We start from the raw sequence: 18,285 nt of genomic DNA, 5'->3' as shown, positions 1-18,285 counted from the left end.
TAGTTTCATTAACGGTGATTTGTTCCACGGTCAATGGCATAAAGCTGTTGGTAATGCTGATTTGTCGCTAATAACTCTTCTGGAGAACCACTCATCTCTAGTTGTCCATCTTCAATAAATATCACTCGATCCATTTTGTGAACCCCTTGTAAATGATGAGTGATCCAAATAATGGTTTTGTCTTCTAATGCCTCAAAGAATGTATCTAATAAATGTTGTTCTGTGATTGGATCCAGTCCTGTCGTTGGTTCATCCAACAATACCACTGGTGTATCCTGAAGTAAAATACGAGCTAGCGCTAATCGATGACGTTCACCACCGGAAAAACGTAAACCAGCTTCATCTACCATCGTTAATAGTCCCTCTGGAAGACCTTCGATCATTTCTTTCAAACCAACTTTATCCAATACTTGCCAAACCTCTTCTTCAGAGGCTTCTTCTCGGCCGATTCGGACATTATTTAAAATCGTTGTTCTAAAAAGATACGGTGCTTGATGAATCACACCTATTGATTTCGTAATTTGATCCCCAAATTCATAAGTCGGTAGTCCACCCAATGTAATCGATCCTTTATCAGGTTGTAAATCTCCACGAATCAATGTTGCTAGAGTACTTTTCCCTGAACCACTACGACCTAAAATCGCTAATTTTTCTTTTGTATGAATCGTTAACTCTATGTTTTCTAGCACTTGTTTAGTTGTTCCAGCATACGAAAAAGAAACATCGCTAATTTTAATTTCCGCATCTGTGATTGAGATTTCTTTTGTTACAACTTGGTTTTCTTCTAATTCCGGCAAATCATTTAAACGTTTGATTGAATCCTTGTAAATATTTGTTTCTTGCGCTGCGTCGGGTAGCGGTGCAAAAGCGTCGATCAACGGAAAAACGGTCAGTGTAAAAGCCGCAATCCAATTTGCAGCACCACCGTGATTTCCAGGAAAACGAACGCTCGCCCATGCTAAAATCGAAATAGTGATTACACCAAAAGCCACTTGTAATACAAAATCTCGAAAACGATTGAAGCGTTTGATTTGTTCATCTAACTGTCGTAATTTTGCTTCTTCTTTTTCATAAGAATGAACAAATTCCTGTCCACGCTGACTGAATACCCAATCTGAAACACCTAAGATATTATCCGTTAACGTTTTATACAATTCATTTTTTGACACTTTTTGTTTTTCTTGTCTGGCGCCATTCACTAAAACTGAAATCAATGGCAATAGAAAAATCACTACACCTAACATTAGCAACATACACAACCCAAACCACCAAGAAAATAATCCTAGGCCAATAATGATAAAGATATATAACAACCAAGCAATCACAGTTGGGAACACCGTACGTAAATACAAATTCTGCAAATGATTGATATCTTCTGATAATAACCCTAAAATATCACCCGTTTGGTATTTTGATTTAAAGAAAATTGCATCTTTTTCTAATACTAGATAAAGCTTCAAACGTAAATCAGACGTCATTTTCAACACCCAATTATGACTAACTAAACGTTCAATATAACGAAAAACTGGTCGACTAATCCCAAACGCACGTGTTAGTACAATAGGAATATAAATCATCAAAATATTCTCTGGAAGTGACGCCGCTCGACTAATTAAATAACCAGAGTTAAACATCAATGCTCCTGCACTGAAGAAAGTCAAAAAACCTAAAACCAATGCTAAGTATAATAATCCTTTGTATTTTTTTAAAAACGGTTTGATCCATTTATCTTTTTGGTATAATTCTTTATTTGTTGGGGTATTTTCCATTATTCTGTCCCCCTCATTTGATTGACTAATTTCACATAATAACCATTTTTATCGGTCAATTCTGATAAAGTTCCGGCCTCAACCAGTCGCCCTTTATCCATCACTAAAATATAGTCCATTTCGGCCATCCAATGTAATCTGTGTGTAGCAAAAAATACAAGATGATCTTCCATTAATGGCAACATTCTTTCTTTTAATTCCACTTCCGTTTCAATATCCAAATGAGCAGTCGGTTCATCAAATAATAAAATTCGACGTGTTTTGTCTAAAAAGGCTCTAGCAAGCGCTACACGCTGTGCTTGACCACCACTTAACATTCTGCCACTTTCACCGATCACCGTGCTTAAACCATCCGTAAGCTCTTCTACAAGCGTTTCTAATCCTACTAATTGAACTGCAGCTGAAACTTGTTCATCTGTCGCTTCAGGTGTGTAAAAACGAACATTGTTTGCCAATGTATCTTGGAAAATATAAGGAGACTGCGGAATATAGACGACTTGCTTCTGCCATTCTTTTTGTAAAAAATGAGGAATGGATTGCCCATCAACTTCAATTTCAGTCATTTGTGTATCAGGTTCTAAAAATCCACTCAATACATTGATCAGCGTCGATTTTCCTGAACCGCTAGCACCAATGATCCCAATTTTTTGATACCCTCTTGCTGCAAAGTCCAGTCCTTTTAGAGCAGGATGAGTTGCTTCTTCATATTGGAATGTCAATTGTTTAACAGATACTTCACTTAATGCAGTCCAATCCCCTAAAGTAAGGCGATCCGTTTCAGTCATTTCTGGTAAATCCAATACAGCTTGAATTGCCTGGAATGAATTTTTCCCGTCTAATGTCGCGTGATAATCACTGGCAAAATCTCGAACAGGTAAGAAGAATTCTGGTGCTAAAATCAAGGTCGTTAATGCTGGGAATAGTAAAATCTCCCCTTCTAACAAGCTCAATCCTAAAAACACTGCCACAACAGCCACAGATAACGTTGTGAAAAAATCCAAAGCAAACGTTGATAAAATCGCAATTTTTAGCGTACTCATCGTTGCTTCTCTAAACCGCTCACTCGTATTGTAAATGCTACTTGCGTATTTTTTACTCAAGCCAAACAACTTCAACGTATCCAATCCTCGTAACGAATCAATAAAGTGATTAGACAAAATTTGAAAAGCTTTGTATTGTTTATCCGCTTTACTTTGCGCTGCATAGCCTAAAATGATCATAAAAATAATGATCATAGGAAACACAACCAGTAAAACAACCCCTGAACGAACATCCAACATAAAAACAAAAATCAAAATGATCCACGGAATAATCATCATATTCATGATTTTCATCAAGATCAAATGAAGATAATTTTCCGCTTGACTAATTCCTTCAAGCGCCATTGTAATCATATTTCCCGTACCATTTTTTTGAACCACCGTTGGTCCTAAGCGGAAAACCTTTTGTAACAAAGCTTCCCTTAATTCACGTGACCGCTCATAACTAAAGGTGTCTAACATTTTCTCACGAAGATACGTCACGACATGTCTACCAGTGTAAAACAAAAAGAACACCAAAATATTCAACAGCTGGTCGTGTAGCTGACCACCTTCCCATAACCCAACAACGGCTTTAGATAAATAAAATGCTTGTCCTATAATAAATACTGCTTGCAGGAAAGAAAAACCTGCAAGCAAGATCATGATATTTTTGATTTTCGGCATTTTTAAGATGGCTTTATCAATCATCCTTCATACCCCACAGCAGCAATCGCTGGATGTTTGATACGTTTTCTAAAGACATAATAAGACCAACCTGTATACGCTAATACAAATGGTAGAATCGTTAATGATAACCACGTCATTGTCTTCAATGTGTAAGGGGAACTTGAAGCATCTTGGATCAAGATGTCATAATACCCTTCACTACCGATCATCACTCGTGGGAATAAACCACTAAATAATAACGCCACTAGAAGAATCAGTGTTAAACCACTAGCAAGAAACGCCAACATTTCTTTTTTCTTAAAGACACTAACGTTAGCAACAACTGTCAATGCTACAATTACTACAACAAGTAACATTGTCACTAAAAAGTGATTATCAAAGAAATCTGTTTTAAAGTACAACAAAGCTGCAAACACAACTAAGCCAACATATAAAACCCAATAGAAGAATGACGCATAATTGCGAGCACGTTCTCTAACTGGTCCTTCTGTTTTAAGCGTAATATAGTTTAAACCATGCAAGTAGCAAAGTAAGGACAATGCAACACCACCAACAACAGAAAACACATTGATATAATCTGTAAATGACGCCATCATATTTCCGTTCACATCAAGAGGCATCCCTTGAACTAGATCAATGAATAAAACCCCAAAGAAAAATGGTACGATAAAACTACCAATCGATAATGTCCAGTTCCACATTCTACGACGTTTGCCATCTGGCATACGGTGACGGAATTCAAACGACACTCCACGAATGATCAGACCAACTAAAATAATAAACAAAATCAAGTAAAAACCACTAAACAATGAAGCATACCAGTATGGGAAAGAAGCAAACATCGCCCCACCTGCTGTTAATAACCATACTTCATTACCATCCCAAACCGGTCCAATTGTTTGGATGATTTGTTCTTTCTCTTCTTCATCATGAGCCAAAGTTTGAACCGACATCCCCACGCCAAAGTCAAACCCTTCTAGAAAGAAGAAGCCTGAGAATAAAATACCAATTAGGACAAACCAAAGTAATTGCAACGTACTCATTCGCCAAAGACCTCCTTATCAAATGGATCTACATCAGTAGAGTTCGCCTCTGCTAATTTCTTTTCTTCATAATCTGGGCCTTTTTTAAGTTCTACAGTAATCAAGTAAACCATTACTGAGCCTAGACCAGCAAAAAGAATGAAGTAAATAATATTCGATGTTAATAATGAAGCCACTGATACATTTGGTGAGACACTATCTTCAATCGTGAATAGACCATAAACAGTCCAAGGATAACGACCAAGTTCAGTGATCAACCAACCTGTTGTATTTGCCAAGAATGGAGCAAATGTACACAATGCTAATATCCAAACCATCCAACGTTTTTCATAAAGTGAAGGTTTTTTCTTGCGACTAAAGAATAATCCTAAAGCTGAAACTAAAAGCATCAATGCACCAAAGCCAGCCATGACTCTAAAGCTCCAGAATAATGTGTTGACTGGTGGATAATAATTTTTATCATCACCATACTGTTCTTTCAAACGTTCATTCACAGTGTCCATTCCATCAACAGAACCAGATAAACTATTATAAGAAAGAATACTTAGCATATAAGGAATTTGGATTCCAAATACTTGTTTATGCTGCGCTTCGTCTGCCCATGCGATCAATGTCCAAGCTGCTGGATCTCCAGAATCTTCATAATCGCCTTCCATTGCCGCAAATTTCATTGGTTGATCATTGATCAAAGCTTTCATTTGTAAGTCCCCTGTAAATAAAACAGATAGTGAACCAAATAAAGCAATCCATAACCCAATGCGCATAGACGTTTTGTGGAAATTAAGATCACGTTTTTTCAAAATTTGGAACGCTGCAAGACCTGCAACGATCATGCCGCCCATTACAATTGCGCCAGACAGAACGTGGGTAAACTCATACCACACTTTTGGATTGCCAATTACGGCTCCAAAGTCGATCAACTCAGCACGACCATTATTTAATGTATAGCCCACTGGATGTTGCATAAAGCTGTTTGCAGCTAAAATCCAGAAAGCAGACATCATTGAACCAAATACCACCAACCAAATAAATGTTAAATGTAGTTTAGGACTTACTTTATCCCAAGTAAAGATCCATAACCCTAAAAATGTTGATTCTAAAAAGAATGCAAGTAACGCCTCGATTGCCAGTGGAGCACCAAAAATATCTCCAACAAAGCGTGAATAATCTGACCAGTTCATTCCAAACTGGAATTCTTGAATAATTCCTGTTACAACTCCGACTGCAAAACTTAATAGAAAAATGTTGCCCCAAAACTTCGCCATTTTGCGATAACGTTCATCTTTTTTCACGACATACATCGTTTCCATGACTGCAACTACAAGTGCTAATCCTATTGAAAACGGTACGAAGAAGTAATGAAAGACTGTTGTCATTGCAAATTGGAATCTTGCTAATGTTACAATATCAAACATCAATAATCCCCCTTTTTTACTGTCTCCACAAAAAGAATAAGCTAATTTCATTCAACATAATTATTCATTTGCGCAGTTGGTTGGTGCTGCCAAAATGAATCAAAACCCAGAATAAAATAAACCTAAATACAATATGTGCGCGGAAACTCTTTTTATTAATTTTAGAATGATTCCAATCTAAAGTATACTCTTTTATTTACAAAATACAAATGTTTCTGTCCTATTTTCATCAAAATATTCCTTTGTTCTTGGGGAAAAATAAGAAAAGTAGGCTCTGATGATAGAATATAAAAAAAACAGTCTGAATAAAGTTTTTCTTCCTTAATTTAGAAACAACTTTTACTTTAGTCGATATTTCATAAATATATTCATTAATAGTAAGATTTTGCCTACAATAATTTTTTTCATTTGATCAATTACTTGTAATTGATTCAACATACCGTAAATGGTTGTCTAACTTTTAAAAACTCTACACTCTGAAACTGCTTACTCTATTTATATCACTGAAGTGACGGTAAAGTAAAGCTAATATGTACAAATATATAACTTTTTGTTATAATTTTTTTAAAAAGGAGGTACTATTATTATGTTGTTGTATATTCGTCTTTCACGTGCGCTAAGTAAATCAGGAGTCTTTCTTTTATTGGGGCTAGTTTTCCTTTTTATGGGGTTCACAAAAGATACCTATGTTGACTGGAATACTGGTTACGCAGGTTACGTTTTGATAGGCGGTGGTCTATCACTTCTCATTGGCCTTTTTATTTTTATACGGAATTTATCTGGCTCTGCTTCAACCTTAGAAAATCAACAAGACGATTTTCTATTTAACCATATTGCACCGGAAGAGAAAAGAAAATATCTGGCTCTGGGCGCGTTATTTTCACTTCATCCCTATCGGACTGTTGAATGCTTGAATAAGTTTTTACTGCAAAAACCCGAAGATATTCTAAAGGGAAAAGAGAATATAAACGAGTCTTGGGGAATTGTTGATATGACTTCTGCAAAAAAACAACTTGATTGGTTGCTTCATTCTGGTCATCGAAATGACAAGACTATCATCACTCAAAAAAATGCCCTCATAGCTCAGCTACGTAATCCAGCTGAGTTAACAGAAGAAATCTCTGAATTGATCAAAAATGTCAATCAAATTACATATTCTATTCACAGCAAACAGATTGATTACATCAACCCCAACATCATCTACAACTTTACGAATCTTAGTGGTTGGGATTATATCCGTGGCGCAAGCATGGCAAAAGATTGTTATAATTTAGGCTATCTTGATGAAAACGAAACGTGGCGCTACATCCTTGCATTTAACGAATTGGTCGTACAAGACTTTTCTTCTTGGGAACAACTTGCTGTATCTTTTTTAGTTGGCCGATATATTTGGTCTGGTGATCCTTATCAAGAATGGTATATCGAGCATTTTTCCTGGCTCTTTTCTTTTTATCCCGAGGATGACGTAAATGAATTCCAGCAAAATATTTGGAAAAAATACCCGCTTAGTGAACTGTAACGTAAAAAATCCAACCAAAAGAATAGCTAATGGTTGGATTTTTTGTGATCAATCGTTTTTCATCGCTGCTTTCAGCGCTTGTGCTAATGCACTTTCTTCTGGTTCTTCTTTTTGTGAGTATTTTTTCATTAACTTACGTTCTTCATGTTTTGTAAGTTTTTTACTACGTTCTTTTTTATCTTGCATTTTTTCAGTGATTGAGCAGTACTTACATTTGAAGTATGAACCGTTTTTACCATCGATGATTTCCATTTTCCGATGGCATTGTGGACAACGATGATTAGATACTTTTGGATCTTTTCTACGGCGATAGTTACAATCTTGGTTGGAGCAAACATAGATTTTTCCATCTTTGGTATTTTTCTCACGTAAATTTGAGCCGCATTCTGGGCATTTCTTTTGCGTGATCGAAAAGTCTTGGTATTTGCTTTCGCTTTGTTTGATTTCGTTGACTAATTTTTTCGTGTCTTGTTCGATTTCTTTTAGAAAAACAGTGCTACTTTGTTTGCCTTTGGCGATAGCTTCAAGTGTTTTTTCCCATTTTTCAGTTAGTTCTGGCGTTACCAATGACGGATTGACTAATTCTAGTAATTGCTTCCCTTTCGGAGAAACATTTAACCCATTCGTATTCCGTTCCATCAATTCTGATTTGATTAGTTTTTCAATGATTTCTGCTCGTGTGGCAGGCGTTCCTAAGCTGTGTTTTTCCATCAAACCGAGTAAGGTTCCTTCAGTTAAAGGTTTAGGTGGCGTAGTGAGTTCTTTGTTTATAGTGAAATTCGGCGGTATGATCATGCCTAATCTCCAATCCACAGACGGAACGACTTCTTCTTTTTCTTGTTTCCAACCAGCAACTTCAACTTTACTTTGACGGAAGATAAATTGTTCTTTGCCAAAATTCACGATTACTTTTGTTTGTTTCGTGCGATGAGATTCTGCAAACATCCCTAGGAAACGAGTCACAATCATGTTATAGATTTTTTGTTCATCCCCACTTAGCTTCTCATAGCGTGGGCGTTGTTCTGTCGGGATCAAGGCATGATGATCTGTGACCTTCTCATTTTGGAATACTTTTGTTAGTTTCACTTGACCGCCGTCTTTGATGTAGGTTTTAACTTCTGGTGAAAAATCGTTGACTGCTTGCAAGCGTTCTTTCATAGTAGCTTTCATATCCGTTGTTAAATACTTACTATCTGTTCTTGGATACGTCACAATTTTATGAAATTCATAGAGACTTTGAACAAGCGATAGCGTTTTCTTCGCTGAAAATTGGTAGCGTTGGTTTGCTTCTCTTTGAATTTCGGTTAGATCATAAGGCAACGGTGCTTGTTCTGTCTTTGTTTTTTCTTGAATATCAGTTACTTTTCCTTTGCCTTCGCTTAATTTTTTTACAAAGGATTCGACATCTTTGCGTTCTTTTAAGGCATATGGATTACTTTGAACTAATTTAGCTTTTTCTTTTTGAACGTATAGTTCCACTGAAAAATACGTTTGCGGTCTAAAGCCTTCGATTTTCTTTTCTTGTTGACGGACCAAAGATAGGGTTGGTGTTTGTACACGTCCTGCTGATAAGCTATCTTGATACTTCACAGTCAAAGCTCTAGTAACATTCAATCCCACTAACCAGTCCGCTTTTGCACGAGCTAAGGCTGAATAATATAAGTTGTCATATTCTTTAGCTGGTCTTAATTTTTTGAAGCCATCTTTGATTGCTTTGTCTGTTTGAGAAGAGATCCATAAACGCTTAACTGGCTTATTAAAATGAACATATTCTAAAATCCAACGAGCAACAAGTTCTCCTTCACGTCCAGCATCCGTTGCGATAACTGCTTCTGTGACATCTTTTCTGTTCGCTAATTGTTTGATGGCTTTTAATTGATGACCCGTTTTGGGTAATGGTTTGATCCCTAGATTTTTGGGTACCATTGGTAAAGTCTCCATTTGCCAAGACTGCCATTCTTTGTTGATATCTTCCGGCATTTTTAATCCTAGCAGATGTCCTAATGCCCAAGTCACAATGACATTTGGGCCTTCGTAGTAGCTTTTATTTTTTTGATTGGCGCCAAGTACTTTACTTAAATCTTTGGCAACACTCGGTTTTTCAGCAATGATCAGTTGTTTATTCGCCATTTTATTCACTCACTTTCTGTATTCCTTATGTAAATTGAATTTATCTGTAAAATGTCAATAGGTAGATTTTACCACACTCTCCCTATTCTTTTCGCCTCTTATTTACGCTTTTTCATTGAAATGCCTATAAAAGAGCATATACTTACTAATTGTAAGCTAAAATAATGATTATCAAGGAGAAGCTATGATTGCAATTAAATTTTTTCACGACGTTATCTGCAGTTTTTGTTTTCCCATGTCCTATAGAATGAGACAAGTTCAAAAAGAAATGCCTGAAGTCAAAATTATACACCGCTCTTTTGCTTTAGCTAGAGATTCAAAAGGTCACGAGGAAATGTTTGGCTCAAGAGAAAATGCAAAAAATGATATTTTATCCCACTGGGTTCATGCGAATCAAAATGATGCTCTCCATCGCTTTAATATCGAAGGAATGAACGAGGCTGATTTTCTTTTCCCAACCTCTATGAACAGTTTGCTTGCTTCAAAGGCAGCTGGTGTCGTAGGAGGGCAGACCGGTTATTGGTCTGTTTTTGATGCTTTGCAGACAGGCTTATTCGTTAATAGCCAAAATATTGATGATCTAAACGTGATTGAGTCCATCGTAAAAGCTAGCTCGATTGATTTTAAAAAGTGGCAACAGACCTTCACTGATCCAGCTACTCTAACTTTAGTTGAAGACGATTTTCTTTTAGCTAATACTTATCAACTTACAGGCGACCCTGCATTGATCGTTAACGGAAAATATCTGATTAGCGGTGCACAACCAATGGACCAAATCAGCCAAGCTATCGAGACGATCAAAGATAAAGAAACACCTATTATTGAAGTAATCGAAAATAATGAGTCCGAGCATGGATCTTGCAACATGGAAAATGGCAAATGGGTTTGTACAGATTAATCATGTCTTCAAACTAATTTTTGTTCAACTCATACTGTGAATCAGATTTTTGATTACTCGGTTGTTTGCTCTAATAGAATATAAAAAGTTAGAAAAGTAAGAAACAATTCTGTTCTCTCACTCTTCTAACCCTTTTATTGGTTCATTTAAGCAAAACTCGATTTACAACATTTCGGCTTAGCACAGTCATTATGCCTTTCATGAAAATCATCGCCACTTTCAAATGTTACAGCCTGCAAGTCTTTCAGCAAAGCTATTCCTTTGTATTGTTGCAAATCTTCGTCACATTCCTCGCACCAGCGTTCATCACCAGCATTCCAAAAGGCTGCCAAATAATTCACTTTTGTATTTATGTATTCATATGTTGAAGAAAGTTCTTGCCATTTTTTTATGTAGTAACGTTCGGCATCTTCTAAACAATTAAACGTTTTATTTTCTTCAATATCTTCTTGCCAGTCTTCAAAAAACCACCAAGGTTCATTATCGCCGTACATGGTAACCACTTGATACATTGATCGATCACTCCAATTCTTTCTACAAGAGCTATTCTAGTCACTTCCCAAAAACTTTTCAACTTAAGTGCTTGTGAAATTCTTTTTGTTTAAACGTTTGCGATTTTTTATTCCACCACAAGTTATTCTATACGAAAGAATAAACTTAATTCCTACTTTATTTGATTGCGAATAGAAATAGCATTTGCTAAAATATGGAAAGAATAGAAAGGAACGTTTCTTATTATGAAAAAACCTGTATTTTGGAACTCGATTGCGATTTATTTACTCTTATATAATAATATTTTACTTATTATTTCATTGATCATAGCGCTAAAAACGGTGGTCGAAGGAAATGGAACATTTGGATCGGATGTTTGGTATCAGATATTTGTCTATCTTATTTACATTATTGAGATTGCCGGATTGATGACGGGTGGTAAAAAAGGGTACATCATTTCCATTCTTTTCATTCCATTTATCTTTTTAATGTACATTTATCCTCCTATGATGGTCAGTATGTTTCCTAAAATGCTTATGCTAGCATTTCGTGTGATCGAGTTTGCTTCAATGATTTATCTTGTTATTTCGCCTGAATCAAGAGCTTATATTACTAAAAAAAATGAGTAGGACAACTCTTTGAGTCATATCCCGCTCACATTGAATCCTTATAAACGGTGGGTTCAGGAGCAATCCCTCCTTATTTTTCGGGATTAAACACTCCTGTCCCAACCGCTTTGATTAAATATATTGCAATATTTTTTCTTCTTGATAGGCTTGGTCAATCAAGCCACCACCAAGACATTCCATGCCATCATAAAAGACGACTGCTTGTCCTGGAGTGATGGCACGAACAGGTTCAGAAAAAATCACTTTCGCTGTCGCTCCGTCACCAGTTAACACAACTTTGACTGGTATATCCTCTTGACGATAGCGGAATTTCGCCGTACATTCAAATTCTCTTGGCATTTCTGTATCGACTGTGAAATGGATTTCACTTGCGTCTAAATGCGTTGCATATAATTGTTCATGATGAAACCCTTGTCCAACATATAATGTATTCGTTGCTAAGTCTTTTCCCACTACAAACCAAGGTTCTTGTGAACCTTTGCCACCGCCAATGCCTAAACCTTGACGTTGCCCAATGGTATAATACATCAAACCATCATGTTGTCCTTTGATTTCACCATCTAAAGTCACCATATTTCCTTTGTTAGCAGGTAAATAGGTACTTAAAAATTGCTTGAAGTTCTTTTCTCCAATAAAACAAATCCCGGTTGAATCTTTTTTCTTCGCTGTTGCTAAATCAGCACGTTCAGCGATTGCTCGAACTTCTGATTTTTCCATACCGCCTAAAGGAAACATGGTTTTAGCCAATTGAGCTTGAGATAATTGACTTAAGAAATAAGTTTGGTCTTTATTGTTATCTATACCACGCAACATACGTACGGTGCCATCTTCTTTTCGTTCTACTTGAGCATAATGTCCAGTTGCAACATAATCTGCGCCTAATTGCATGGCATATTCCAAAAAGGCTTTGAATTTGATTTCTTTATTACACATCACATCAGGATTTGGCGTTCGTCCCAAGCGATATTCTTTAAGGAAATACTCAAATACGCGATCCCAATATTCTTTTTCAAAATTTACAGAGTAATAAGGAATACCGATTTGATCGGCAACTTTTGCTACATCTTTGTAGTCTTCGGTAGCTGTACACACACCATTTTCATCCGTGTCATCCCAATTTTTCATAAAGATACCCACAACATCATAGCCTTGCTCTTTTAAAAGCAGTGCTGTAACAGAAGAATCTACGCCTCCGCTCATGCCCACAACGACACGAGTTTTGCTGTTATCTGTCATTTGATCACCATCATTTCAATTTAGATTCTGAATGCATCTACGATTTGAAGGTCGTAACTTTTCAGTGATACTTATTATACTAGGATTTTGGAAGAAGTAAAGGTATTAAGAGAATACAACGTCCTTCTTTGCAAAATCTTTCTTCATTTTGATAGTAAAAAAATAAGACTCGATCTTTTTGACCTTGTCTTATTTTCAGGATTTGAACATTACGCTTTCTCAAACACACCGCGGCTAATCATACCATCCATCAAGAAATAAAACTTCTCTTGACTCATTGCATGAGATTCACTCTTAAAGATATTCATTGCTTTCAATCCATTTGCAGTTGTTACTGACATTTTCAATGTTTTCAGATCTTCAGCAATCGTGATTTTTAATTTAAATCCTTCTTTACTTTGGGGTGTCCCATCTAATGGACGAATCAATTGAAAATTTCCTGAATTTGTTTCAGTGAAGCCATTATCTTTCAGTGTGTATTTTTTTGCTTGTTCATTTACCTTATAAAATACCGTACAACCTTCGACTGTTGCCTTTTCTTTAAATGCCATTTTTCCACCTCTTTATTTTTTGTCTCTTCTATTATAATTGGTGCGCTTTCTTTTTACTAGTTCTAATCTTATTTTTATTGCATTACTGTTTAATTTTTTTGATTGTTTCGATCAATAGCGCTACGAAACGTTGAATTTGTACTTCATCATTGCCTAACCCAAAACTGATCCGAACAGATTCCTTGATTGCAGGATGGTTCTCGCCATACATTGCTTCTAAAACATGAGAAGGCTCTACTGTGCCAGCCGTACAAGCCGATCCCGTTGAGATTGCCACACCTTGAAGATCTAAATGCATCAATAACAGCTCGCTTGAGACACCTGAAAACCGTAAGTTTAGAATATGACCTAATTTATTTTCAGGATTGCCATTGACCTGATACTCAATCTGAGCTTGATCTAGTTGAGCTAAAATCATTCGCTCAAAATCAGCATATTTTTCATGTCGTTGTTTTTTTTCACTATCTGATAATAGCTCAACCGCTTTGCCCATACCTGCAATGCCAGCTAAGTTTTCCGTTCCTGCCCGACGTTTTTCTTCCTGCTCGCCACCATGTAAAAATGAGGGCAACGAAATGTTGTCATTTTTAAATAAGAAGCCCACACCCTTTGGTCCATTGATTTTATGAGCAGATATACTTAATAAATCGATCCCTAATTCGTGAGGTGAAATCTGTTCAGAACCATACGCTTGTACGGCATCTGTATGAAAAATCGCTGGATGTGATTCTAGTAAAGCGCCGATTTCTTTGATTGGGAGCAAATTACCGATTTCATTATTACCGTACATCACAGAAACCAATGTTGTATCTTTTCTTAAGGCATTCTCGAAATCTGTGATAGACAATTCTCCACGTTCATCAACAGGTAAATAGGTGACTTCAAAACCTAATTCTTCCAAATATTTCATGGTTTCTAAAACAGCTGGATGTTCGATCGCCGTTGTGATCAAATGCATCCCTTGATTTTTTCTAGAAAGCGCCGTTTCGATGATTGCTGTGTTATCCCCTTCAGTCCCACCACTATTAAAAATAATTTCATGAGGGCTCACTTTAAGACTAGCTGCAATCACTTGACGGATATCTTCTAAGGTACGATGTGCTTTTCTACCAAATGTATGGATACTAGATGGATTACCAAATGTGTTAGCCAATTCACTGGCCATTATCTCAATAACTGCTGGATGCGCTGGTGTTGTTGCTGCGTGATCTAAATAAATGGGTTCCACTGAACTCATCCTTTCTGAATCCTTTTTAATGGGATTAGTTTAACATAACTAGAAAAGTTCCTCAAAGATTGATTCTTAAGCTTCTCACTTGGCGAACCGTTTTTCCTTGCGATACGTGTAAATATTGCCATACGTAAACACTGCTATCGCTAACCAAATAAAACCAAAGGCGATAAATTGCTCTGCTGAATAGGGTTCATGGTATAAAAAGAGTGCAGAAAGCAACATGATTGTTGGGCCTATATATTGAATGAATCCTAGAATAATGTAGGAAGTTTGTTTTGCTGCTTGTGCAAATAGCAATAATGGAATAGCCGTCACGATGCCTGCTCCCATCAATAATAAATTAGTAGACAGTTCATAGTGCATAAATCCTTGTCTTGAAAAGAAGACTAAATAAATGACCGCTATTGGCATAATAACCACTGTCTCAATGGTCAAGCCCGTATATGAACTTACGGTTATCCCTTTTTTGATCAACCCGTAAAAACTGAAGGTCACCGCCATAATTAATGGCGCATATGGAATTTCTCCTGTTTGAATCGTTAATAACAGAACACCGAACAGTGCTAACCCACATGCAATCATTCCCGAACGACTCAATTTTTCCTTCAAGATCAATGTTGCTAGCAACACATTCACTAACGGATTTATATAATAACCTAAGCTAGCTTGTGTAACATGTCCCTGGCTAACCGTATAAATAAAGGTAAACCAATTTACTGAAATCAGCATAGCGGCGCAAATAATAGCGAATAATTTTTTCTTGTCTTGTAATACAACGTTAACTTCTGCTAAAAATAATGACCATCTTCTAGTGATCAAAATATAAAGAATCATAAAGACAAATGACCAAACTATTCGATAGCATAAGATATCCAACGGATCGACTGTAGGTAGCAATTTCCAGTAAATTGGGATGATCCCCCAAAATATATACGCAATAAATCCAAATAAGATTCCTTTTTTCTGTTCCTTCACATGTACAACTCCATTCTATTAAATGATAAAAAGAAGCCCAGTATAAAACAATAACTGAACTTCTTTCTTGATTTAACTCAATCGGTCTTATTTCTCTTCTAAACGAAATAGTGGACTCATCGGCGTATTTTCGTGGATTCGTTTAACTGCCTCACCCATAAGCTCCGCACAAGAAACGATACTTAAAGCATCAGGTTTGCGGTCCTCAGAAATGAAAACAGAGTCCGTTACACAAATTTGCTCGATCGGTGATGCATCTAACCTCTCTTTAGCCCCTTTAGATAGTAAACCATGAGACGCACAAGCATAAATAGATTTGGCGCCATTTTCTTTTAAAATCTTAGCAGCTGTTGCCATAGTACTACCGGAATTTAAAATATCATCGACTAAAATACATGTCTTACCTTTGACTTCTCCGATAACGTAACCTGAACGTACACCATCTACTTCATCTTGATCAATAATTGCAAGTGTCGCATCTAAATATTCCGATAAACTTCTAGCACGCTGCACCCCACTATTTTTAGGTGAAACAACCACGATATCGTCACCTGTCAACTGTTGCTCACGATAATTGTGCGCGAATAACGGCATTGTGAATAGATTGTCTACTGGAATATCGAAGAATCCTTGGACTTGAACAGTGTGTAAATCCAAGGTCAAGACACGCGTTGCTCCGGCTTCTTCTAATAAATTGGCGACTAATTTTGCGGTAATAGGTTCTCTTGGCTTAGCCGTACGATCTTGTCTAGCATACCCATAATAAGGCAGCACTACATTGATTGTTTTAGCACTTGCTCGTTTTAATGCATCAATCATGATCAACAATTCCATTAAATTATCATTAACTGGAAGGTTGGTTGACTGAACAAGAAAAACATGGTCCCCACGAATACTCTCTTCAATATTGATTTGAATCTCTCCGTCACTAAATTGGCGCACCGTACTTTTTCCCAGTTCAGTCCCGACAACTTCAGCAATTTTCTCCGCTAAAGGGCGATTGGCATTCAAACTAAAGATTCGTAATGTTTTATCCTTGTATTTTTGGGTCATGATTTCCTCCGTGATCTAGGTATTTTTCTTTTCCTATAGTTAAAAACTTCAGTTTCTATTTTAACATTGATTGCTAAAAAAATCATGAATCTTTTGCTTTCTTGTGAAAAATAATTGAAAATCTATCGACTTTTAAATGAAGAATAGTTGTGCTTACAAAACTGTTCGTAAAATCTTATAGGATCATCTTGTGTTTCAACAAAATATAAGTAAAATAAATTAATAATCGGAGGTGCCTGAACTCATGCATTACAAAAAACATCATAAAAAAAGAAATTCTTTTATCCCTGCATTCATCATTTTAGTTTTGATTCTTTTGGTCATGGTAGAATGTTATCTTTTGTTCTATCAAAACCAGCCTGATTCTTCATCGCAAACCAACTCAAGCGAAACAAGTATGATGACTGAATCTTCTCCTTCAAATACCCAAGATATAGAGCAAACGAAAAACTTTAATCAAGAAGTTCAACCCAGTTCAGATTTTGCTGAAGAACTAAACCAAAAACTAGAAGATATTCAGTTTACAGGTACAGCTTTAATTATTCACAACGGACAAATCATATTGCAAAAAGGCTTTGGCTATGCCAATGTTTCTGAAAGTCGACCGAACACTTATGACGCTACCTTTCAAATCGGTTCGATTCAAAAAGCTTTTACCGCTTCACTTATTTTAAAGCAAGTTCAAGCGAGAAAACTTTCGTTGGATGATACTTTAGATCAATTTTATCCTACAATTCCAGATAGCCAGAAAATAACCATTCGCCAATTACTCTCAATGACTTCCGGATTAGAGCAAAAGGTCAAGCCTACTATTTTGATGACGGATGATGATTTCATTCAGTTTTCTATTGCCAATGCCACTATGGGCGTTTATGGAAAATATAAATATGAAGGAGTTAATTACTCTATTTTAGTTGGTATTCTAGAACAAGTGACTGGTCAGTCTTATCGAACTTTATTTACGCAAACCTTTATTCAAGGACTAAATTTGTCTCATACATGCTTTTATGATGACTTTATACACTCTTCGAATCGAACCTATGCGTATAAACCAGCGTCTGGTAAAGATTTTGGCACCCAAATCAATGACAATCCATTAACATTTGATCAAGAAGTTGGAACAGGAAATGTTGGCATGACCGTCGGCGATCTTTATTTATTTTACTCTGACTTATTTGAAGGAAAAATTATTGACCAACAAATCATGGAAGAAGTTTGGACTCCTGAAACTGAAACAAAATATATGGGCGGATTATACAATTTCGCAACCCATATCAAAGGACATGGTAACGAAGCAGGTTTCGAATCAAATGCAATGTTCTCAAAAGACCGAAAAAATGCAGTCATTTTATTATCAAATCAATACCCAAAAAATGATTCCCATTCGAAATTAGCTGATTCAATTTTCGACTTATTAGAATCCGATCAAAGCGAATAATTTTACTATAAAGAAGTTGAGAGAGACGTAATTAACTCCGAAAAACAAGTAGATGCTGTATAATATCAATACGTCCCTCGTTGTGTTTTTGAGCTAATTTCCGAAGGCGCTGCTTTTACTTATATCGTTTATTTGAATTCTTTTAGGCTGAGATATGACTCGTAGAGTTGTATCCGGCCTCTTTTTTCGTTTAT

Annotated in this window: 15 protein-coding genes; 4 read left to right on the top strand and 11 right to left on the bottom strand. The window is 36.4% G+C overall.

Annotation, left to right across the window (positions count from 1 at the left end):
- Nucleotides 1-8 precede the first annotated feature (8 nt).
- Genes cydC through BCR22_RS12080 form a run of 4 tightly spaced genes read right to left on the bottom strand, consistent with a single transcriptional unit; the run spans nucleotide 9 to nucleotide 5,936 of the window.
- On the bottom strand, nucleotides 9-1,769 hold the full coding sequence (gene cydC / locus BCR22_RS12095) for a thiol reductant ABC exporter subunit CydC (RefSeq protein WP_069655143.1): 1,761 nt from the start codon (nucleotides 1,767-1,769) through the stop codon (nucleotides 9-11).
- A complete protein-coding gene (cydD, locus tag BCR22_RS12090) occupies nucleotides 1,769-3,499 on the bottom strand; it encodes a thiol reductant ABC exporter subunit CydD (protein ID WP_069655142.1) in 1,731 nt (576 codons plus the stop codon). Before cydD ends, cydC begins: the two co-directional genes overlap by 1 nt.
- Nucleotides 3,496-4,521, bottom strand: coding sequence for a cytochrome d ubiquinol oxidase subunit II (gene cydB, locus BCR22_RS12085; protein ID WP_069655141.1), 1,026 nt, complete (start codon nucleotides 4,519-4,521; stop codon nucleotides 3,496-3,498). The genes cydD and cydB overlap by 4 nt, the downstream gene beginning before the upstream one ends.
- A complete protein-coding gene (locus BCR22_RS12080) occupies nucleotides 4,518-5,936 on the bottom strand; it encodes a cytochrome ubiquinol oxidase subunit I (protein WP_069655140.1) in 1,419 nt (472 codons plus the stop codon). The genes cydB and BCR22_RS12080 overlap by 4 nt, the downstream gene beginning before the upstream one ends.
- A gap of 586 nt (nucleotides 5,937-6,522) precedes the next feature.
- Here BCR22_RS12080 and BCR22_RS12075 point away from each other — a divergent pair.
- On the top strand, nucleotides 6,523-7,455 hold the full coding sequence (locus tag BCR22_RS12075; RefSeq protein ID WP_069655139.1) for a DUF1266 domain-containing protein: 933 nt from the start codon (nucleotides 6,523-6,525) through the stop codon (nucleotides 7,453-7,455).
- Between the two features lie 48 nt (nucleotides 7,456-7,503).
- Here BCR22_RS12075 and BCR22_RS12070 read toward each other — a convergent pair whose 3' ends face one another.
- The gene (locus tag BCR22_RS12070) at nucleotides 7,504-9,585 is read right to left on the bottom strand and encodes a DNA topoisomerase III (RefSeq protein ID WP_069655138.1); all 2,082 of its coding nucleotides are present in this window, start codon (nucleotides 9,583-9,585) and stop codon (nucleotides 7,504-7,506) included.
- 184 nt (nucleotides 9,586-9,769) lie between these two features.
- On the opposite strand from BCR22_RS12070, the gene BCR22_RS12065 reads away from it, so the two are divergent.
- Nucleotides 9,770-10,483, top strand: a complete 714-nt coding sequence (locus tag BCR22_RS12065) for a DsbA family oxidoreductase (protein WP_083241831.1) — start codon at nucleotides 9,770-9,772, stop codon at nucleotides 10,481-10,483.
- Between the two features lie 146 nt (nucleotides 10,484-10,629).
- On the opposite strand, the gene BCR22_RS12060 is transcribed toward BCR22_RS12065, so the two are convergent.
- Nucleotides 10,630-10,995: a DUF1033 family protein gene (locus BCR22_RS12060; protein ID WP_069655137.1), complete on the bottom strand. Its 366-nt coding sequence runs from the start codon at nucleotides 10,993-10,995 to the stop codon at nucleotides 10,630-10,632.
- Between the two features lie 225 nt (nucleotides 10,996-11,220).
- On the opposite strand from BCR22_RS12060, the gene BCR22_RS12055 reads away from it, so the two are divergent.
- Nucleotides 11,221-11,604: a hypothetical protein gene (locus BCR22_RS12055; RefSeq protein ID WP_069655136.1), complete on the top strand. Its 384-nt coding sequence runs from the start codon at nucleotides 11,221-11,223 to the stop codon at nucleotides 11,602-11,604.
- A 111-nt stretch (nucleotides 11,605-11,715) separates the two neighbouring features.
- On the opposite strand, the gene mnmA is transcribed toward BCR22_RS12055, so the two are convergent.
- From mnmA to BCR22_RS12030, 5 genes are all read right to left on the bottom strand, one after another.
- Nucleotides 11,716-12,840 (bottom strand): tRNA 2-thiouridine(34) synthase MnmA, encoded by a 1,125-nt coding sequence (mnmA, locus tag BCR22_RS12050; protein ID WP_069655135.1) that lies wholly within the window; start codon nucleotides 12,838-12,840, stop codon nucleotides 11,716-11,718.
- 209 nt (nucleotides 12,841-13,049) lie between these two features.
- The gene (locus BCR22_RS12045; RefSeq protein ID WP_069655134.1) at nucleotides 13,050-13,391 is read right to left on the bottom strand and encodes a DUF1831 domain-containing protein; all 342 of its coding nucleotides are present in this window, start codon (nucleotides 13,389-13,391) and stop codon (nucleotides 13,050-13,052) included.
- Nucleotides 13,392-13,473: 82 nt separating this feature from the next.
- Nucleotides 13,474-14,619 carry a cysteine desulfurase family protein gene (locus BCR22_RS12040; protein WP_069655133.1) on the bottom strand — a complete coding sequence of 382 codons (1,146 nt, stop codon included), beginning with the start codon at nucleotides 14,617-14,619 and terminating at the stop codon, nucleotides 13,474-13,476.
- Nucleotides 14,620-14,703: 84 nt separating this feature from the next.
- Nucleotides 14,704-15,600 carry an EamA family transporter RarD gene (gene rarD, locus BCR22_RS12035; RefSeq protein ID WP_069655132.1) on the bottom strand — a complete coding sequence of 299 codons (897 nt, stop codon included), beginning with the start codon at nucleotides 15,598-15,600 and terminating at the stop codon, nucleotides 14,704-14,706.
- A gap of 87 nt (nucleotides 15,601-15,687) precedes the next feature.
- Nucleotides 15,688-16,653, bottom strand: coding sequence for a ribose-phosphate diphosphokinase (locus tag BCR22_RS12030; protein WP_069655131.1), 966 nt, complete (start codon nucleotides 16,651-16,653; stop codon nucleotides 15,688-15,690).
- A 244-nt stretch (nucleotides 16,654-16,897) separates the two neighbouring features.
- Between BCR22_RS12030 and BCR22_RS12025 the strand changes: the two genes are divergently transcribed.
- On the top strand, nucleotides 16,898-18,091 hold the full coding sequence (locus BCR22_RS12025) for a serine hydrolase domain-containing protein (protein ID WP_069655130.1): 1,194 nt from the start codon (nucleotides 16,898-16,900) through the stop codon (nucleotides 18,089-18,091).
- The last annotated feature ends 194 nt before the right edge of the window (nucleotides 18,092-18,285 follow it).

Origin of the sequence: Enterococcus plantarum (genome assembly GCF_001730295.1) — a bacterium.
GTDB lineage: Bacteria > Bacillota > Bacilli > Lactobacillales > Enterococcaceae > Enterococcus_L > Enterococcus_L plantarum.
This window is presented reverse-complemented; position numbering and strand designations above follow the sequence as displayed.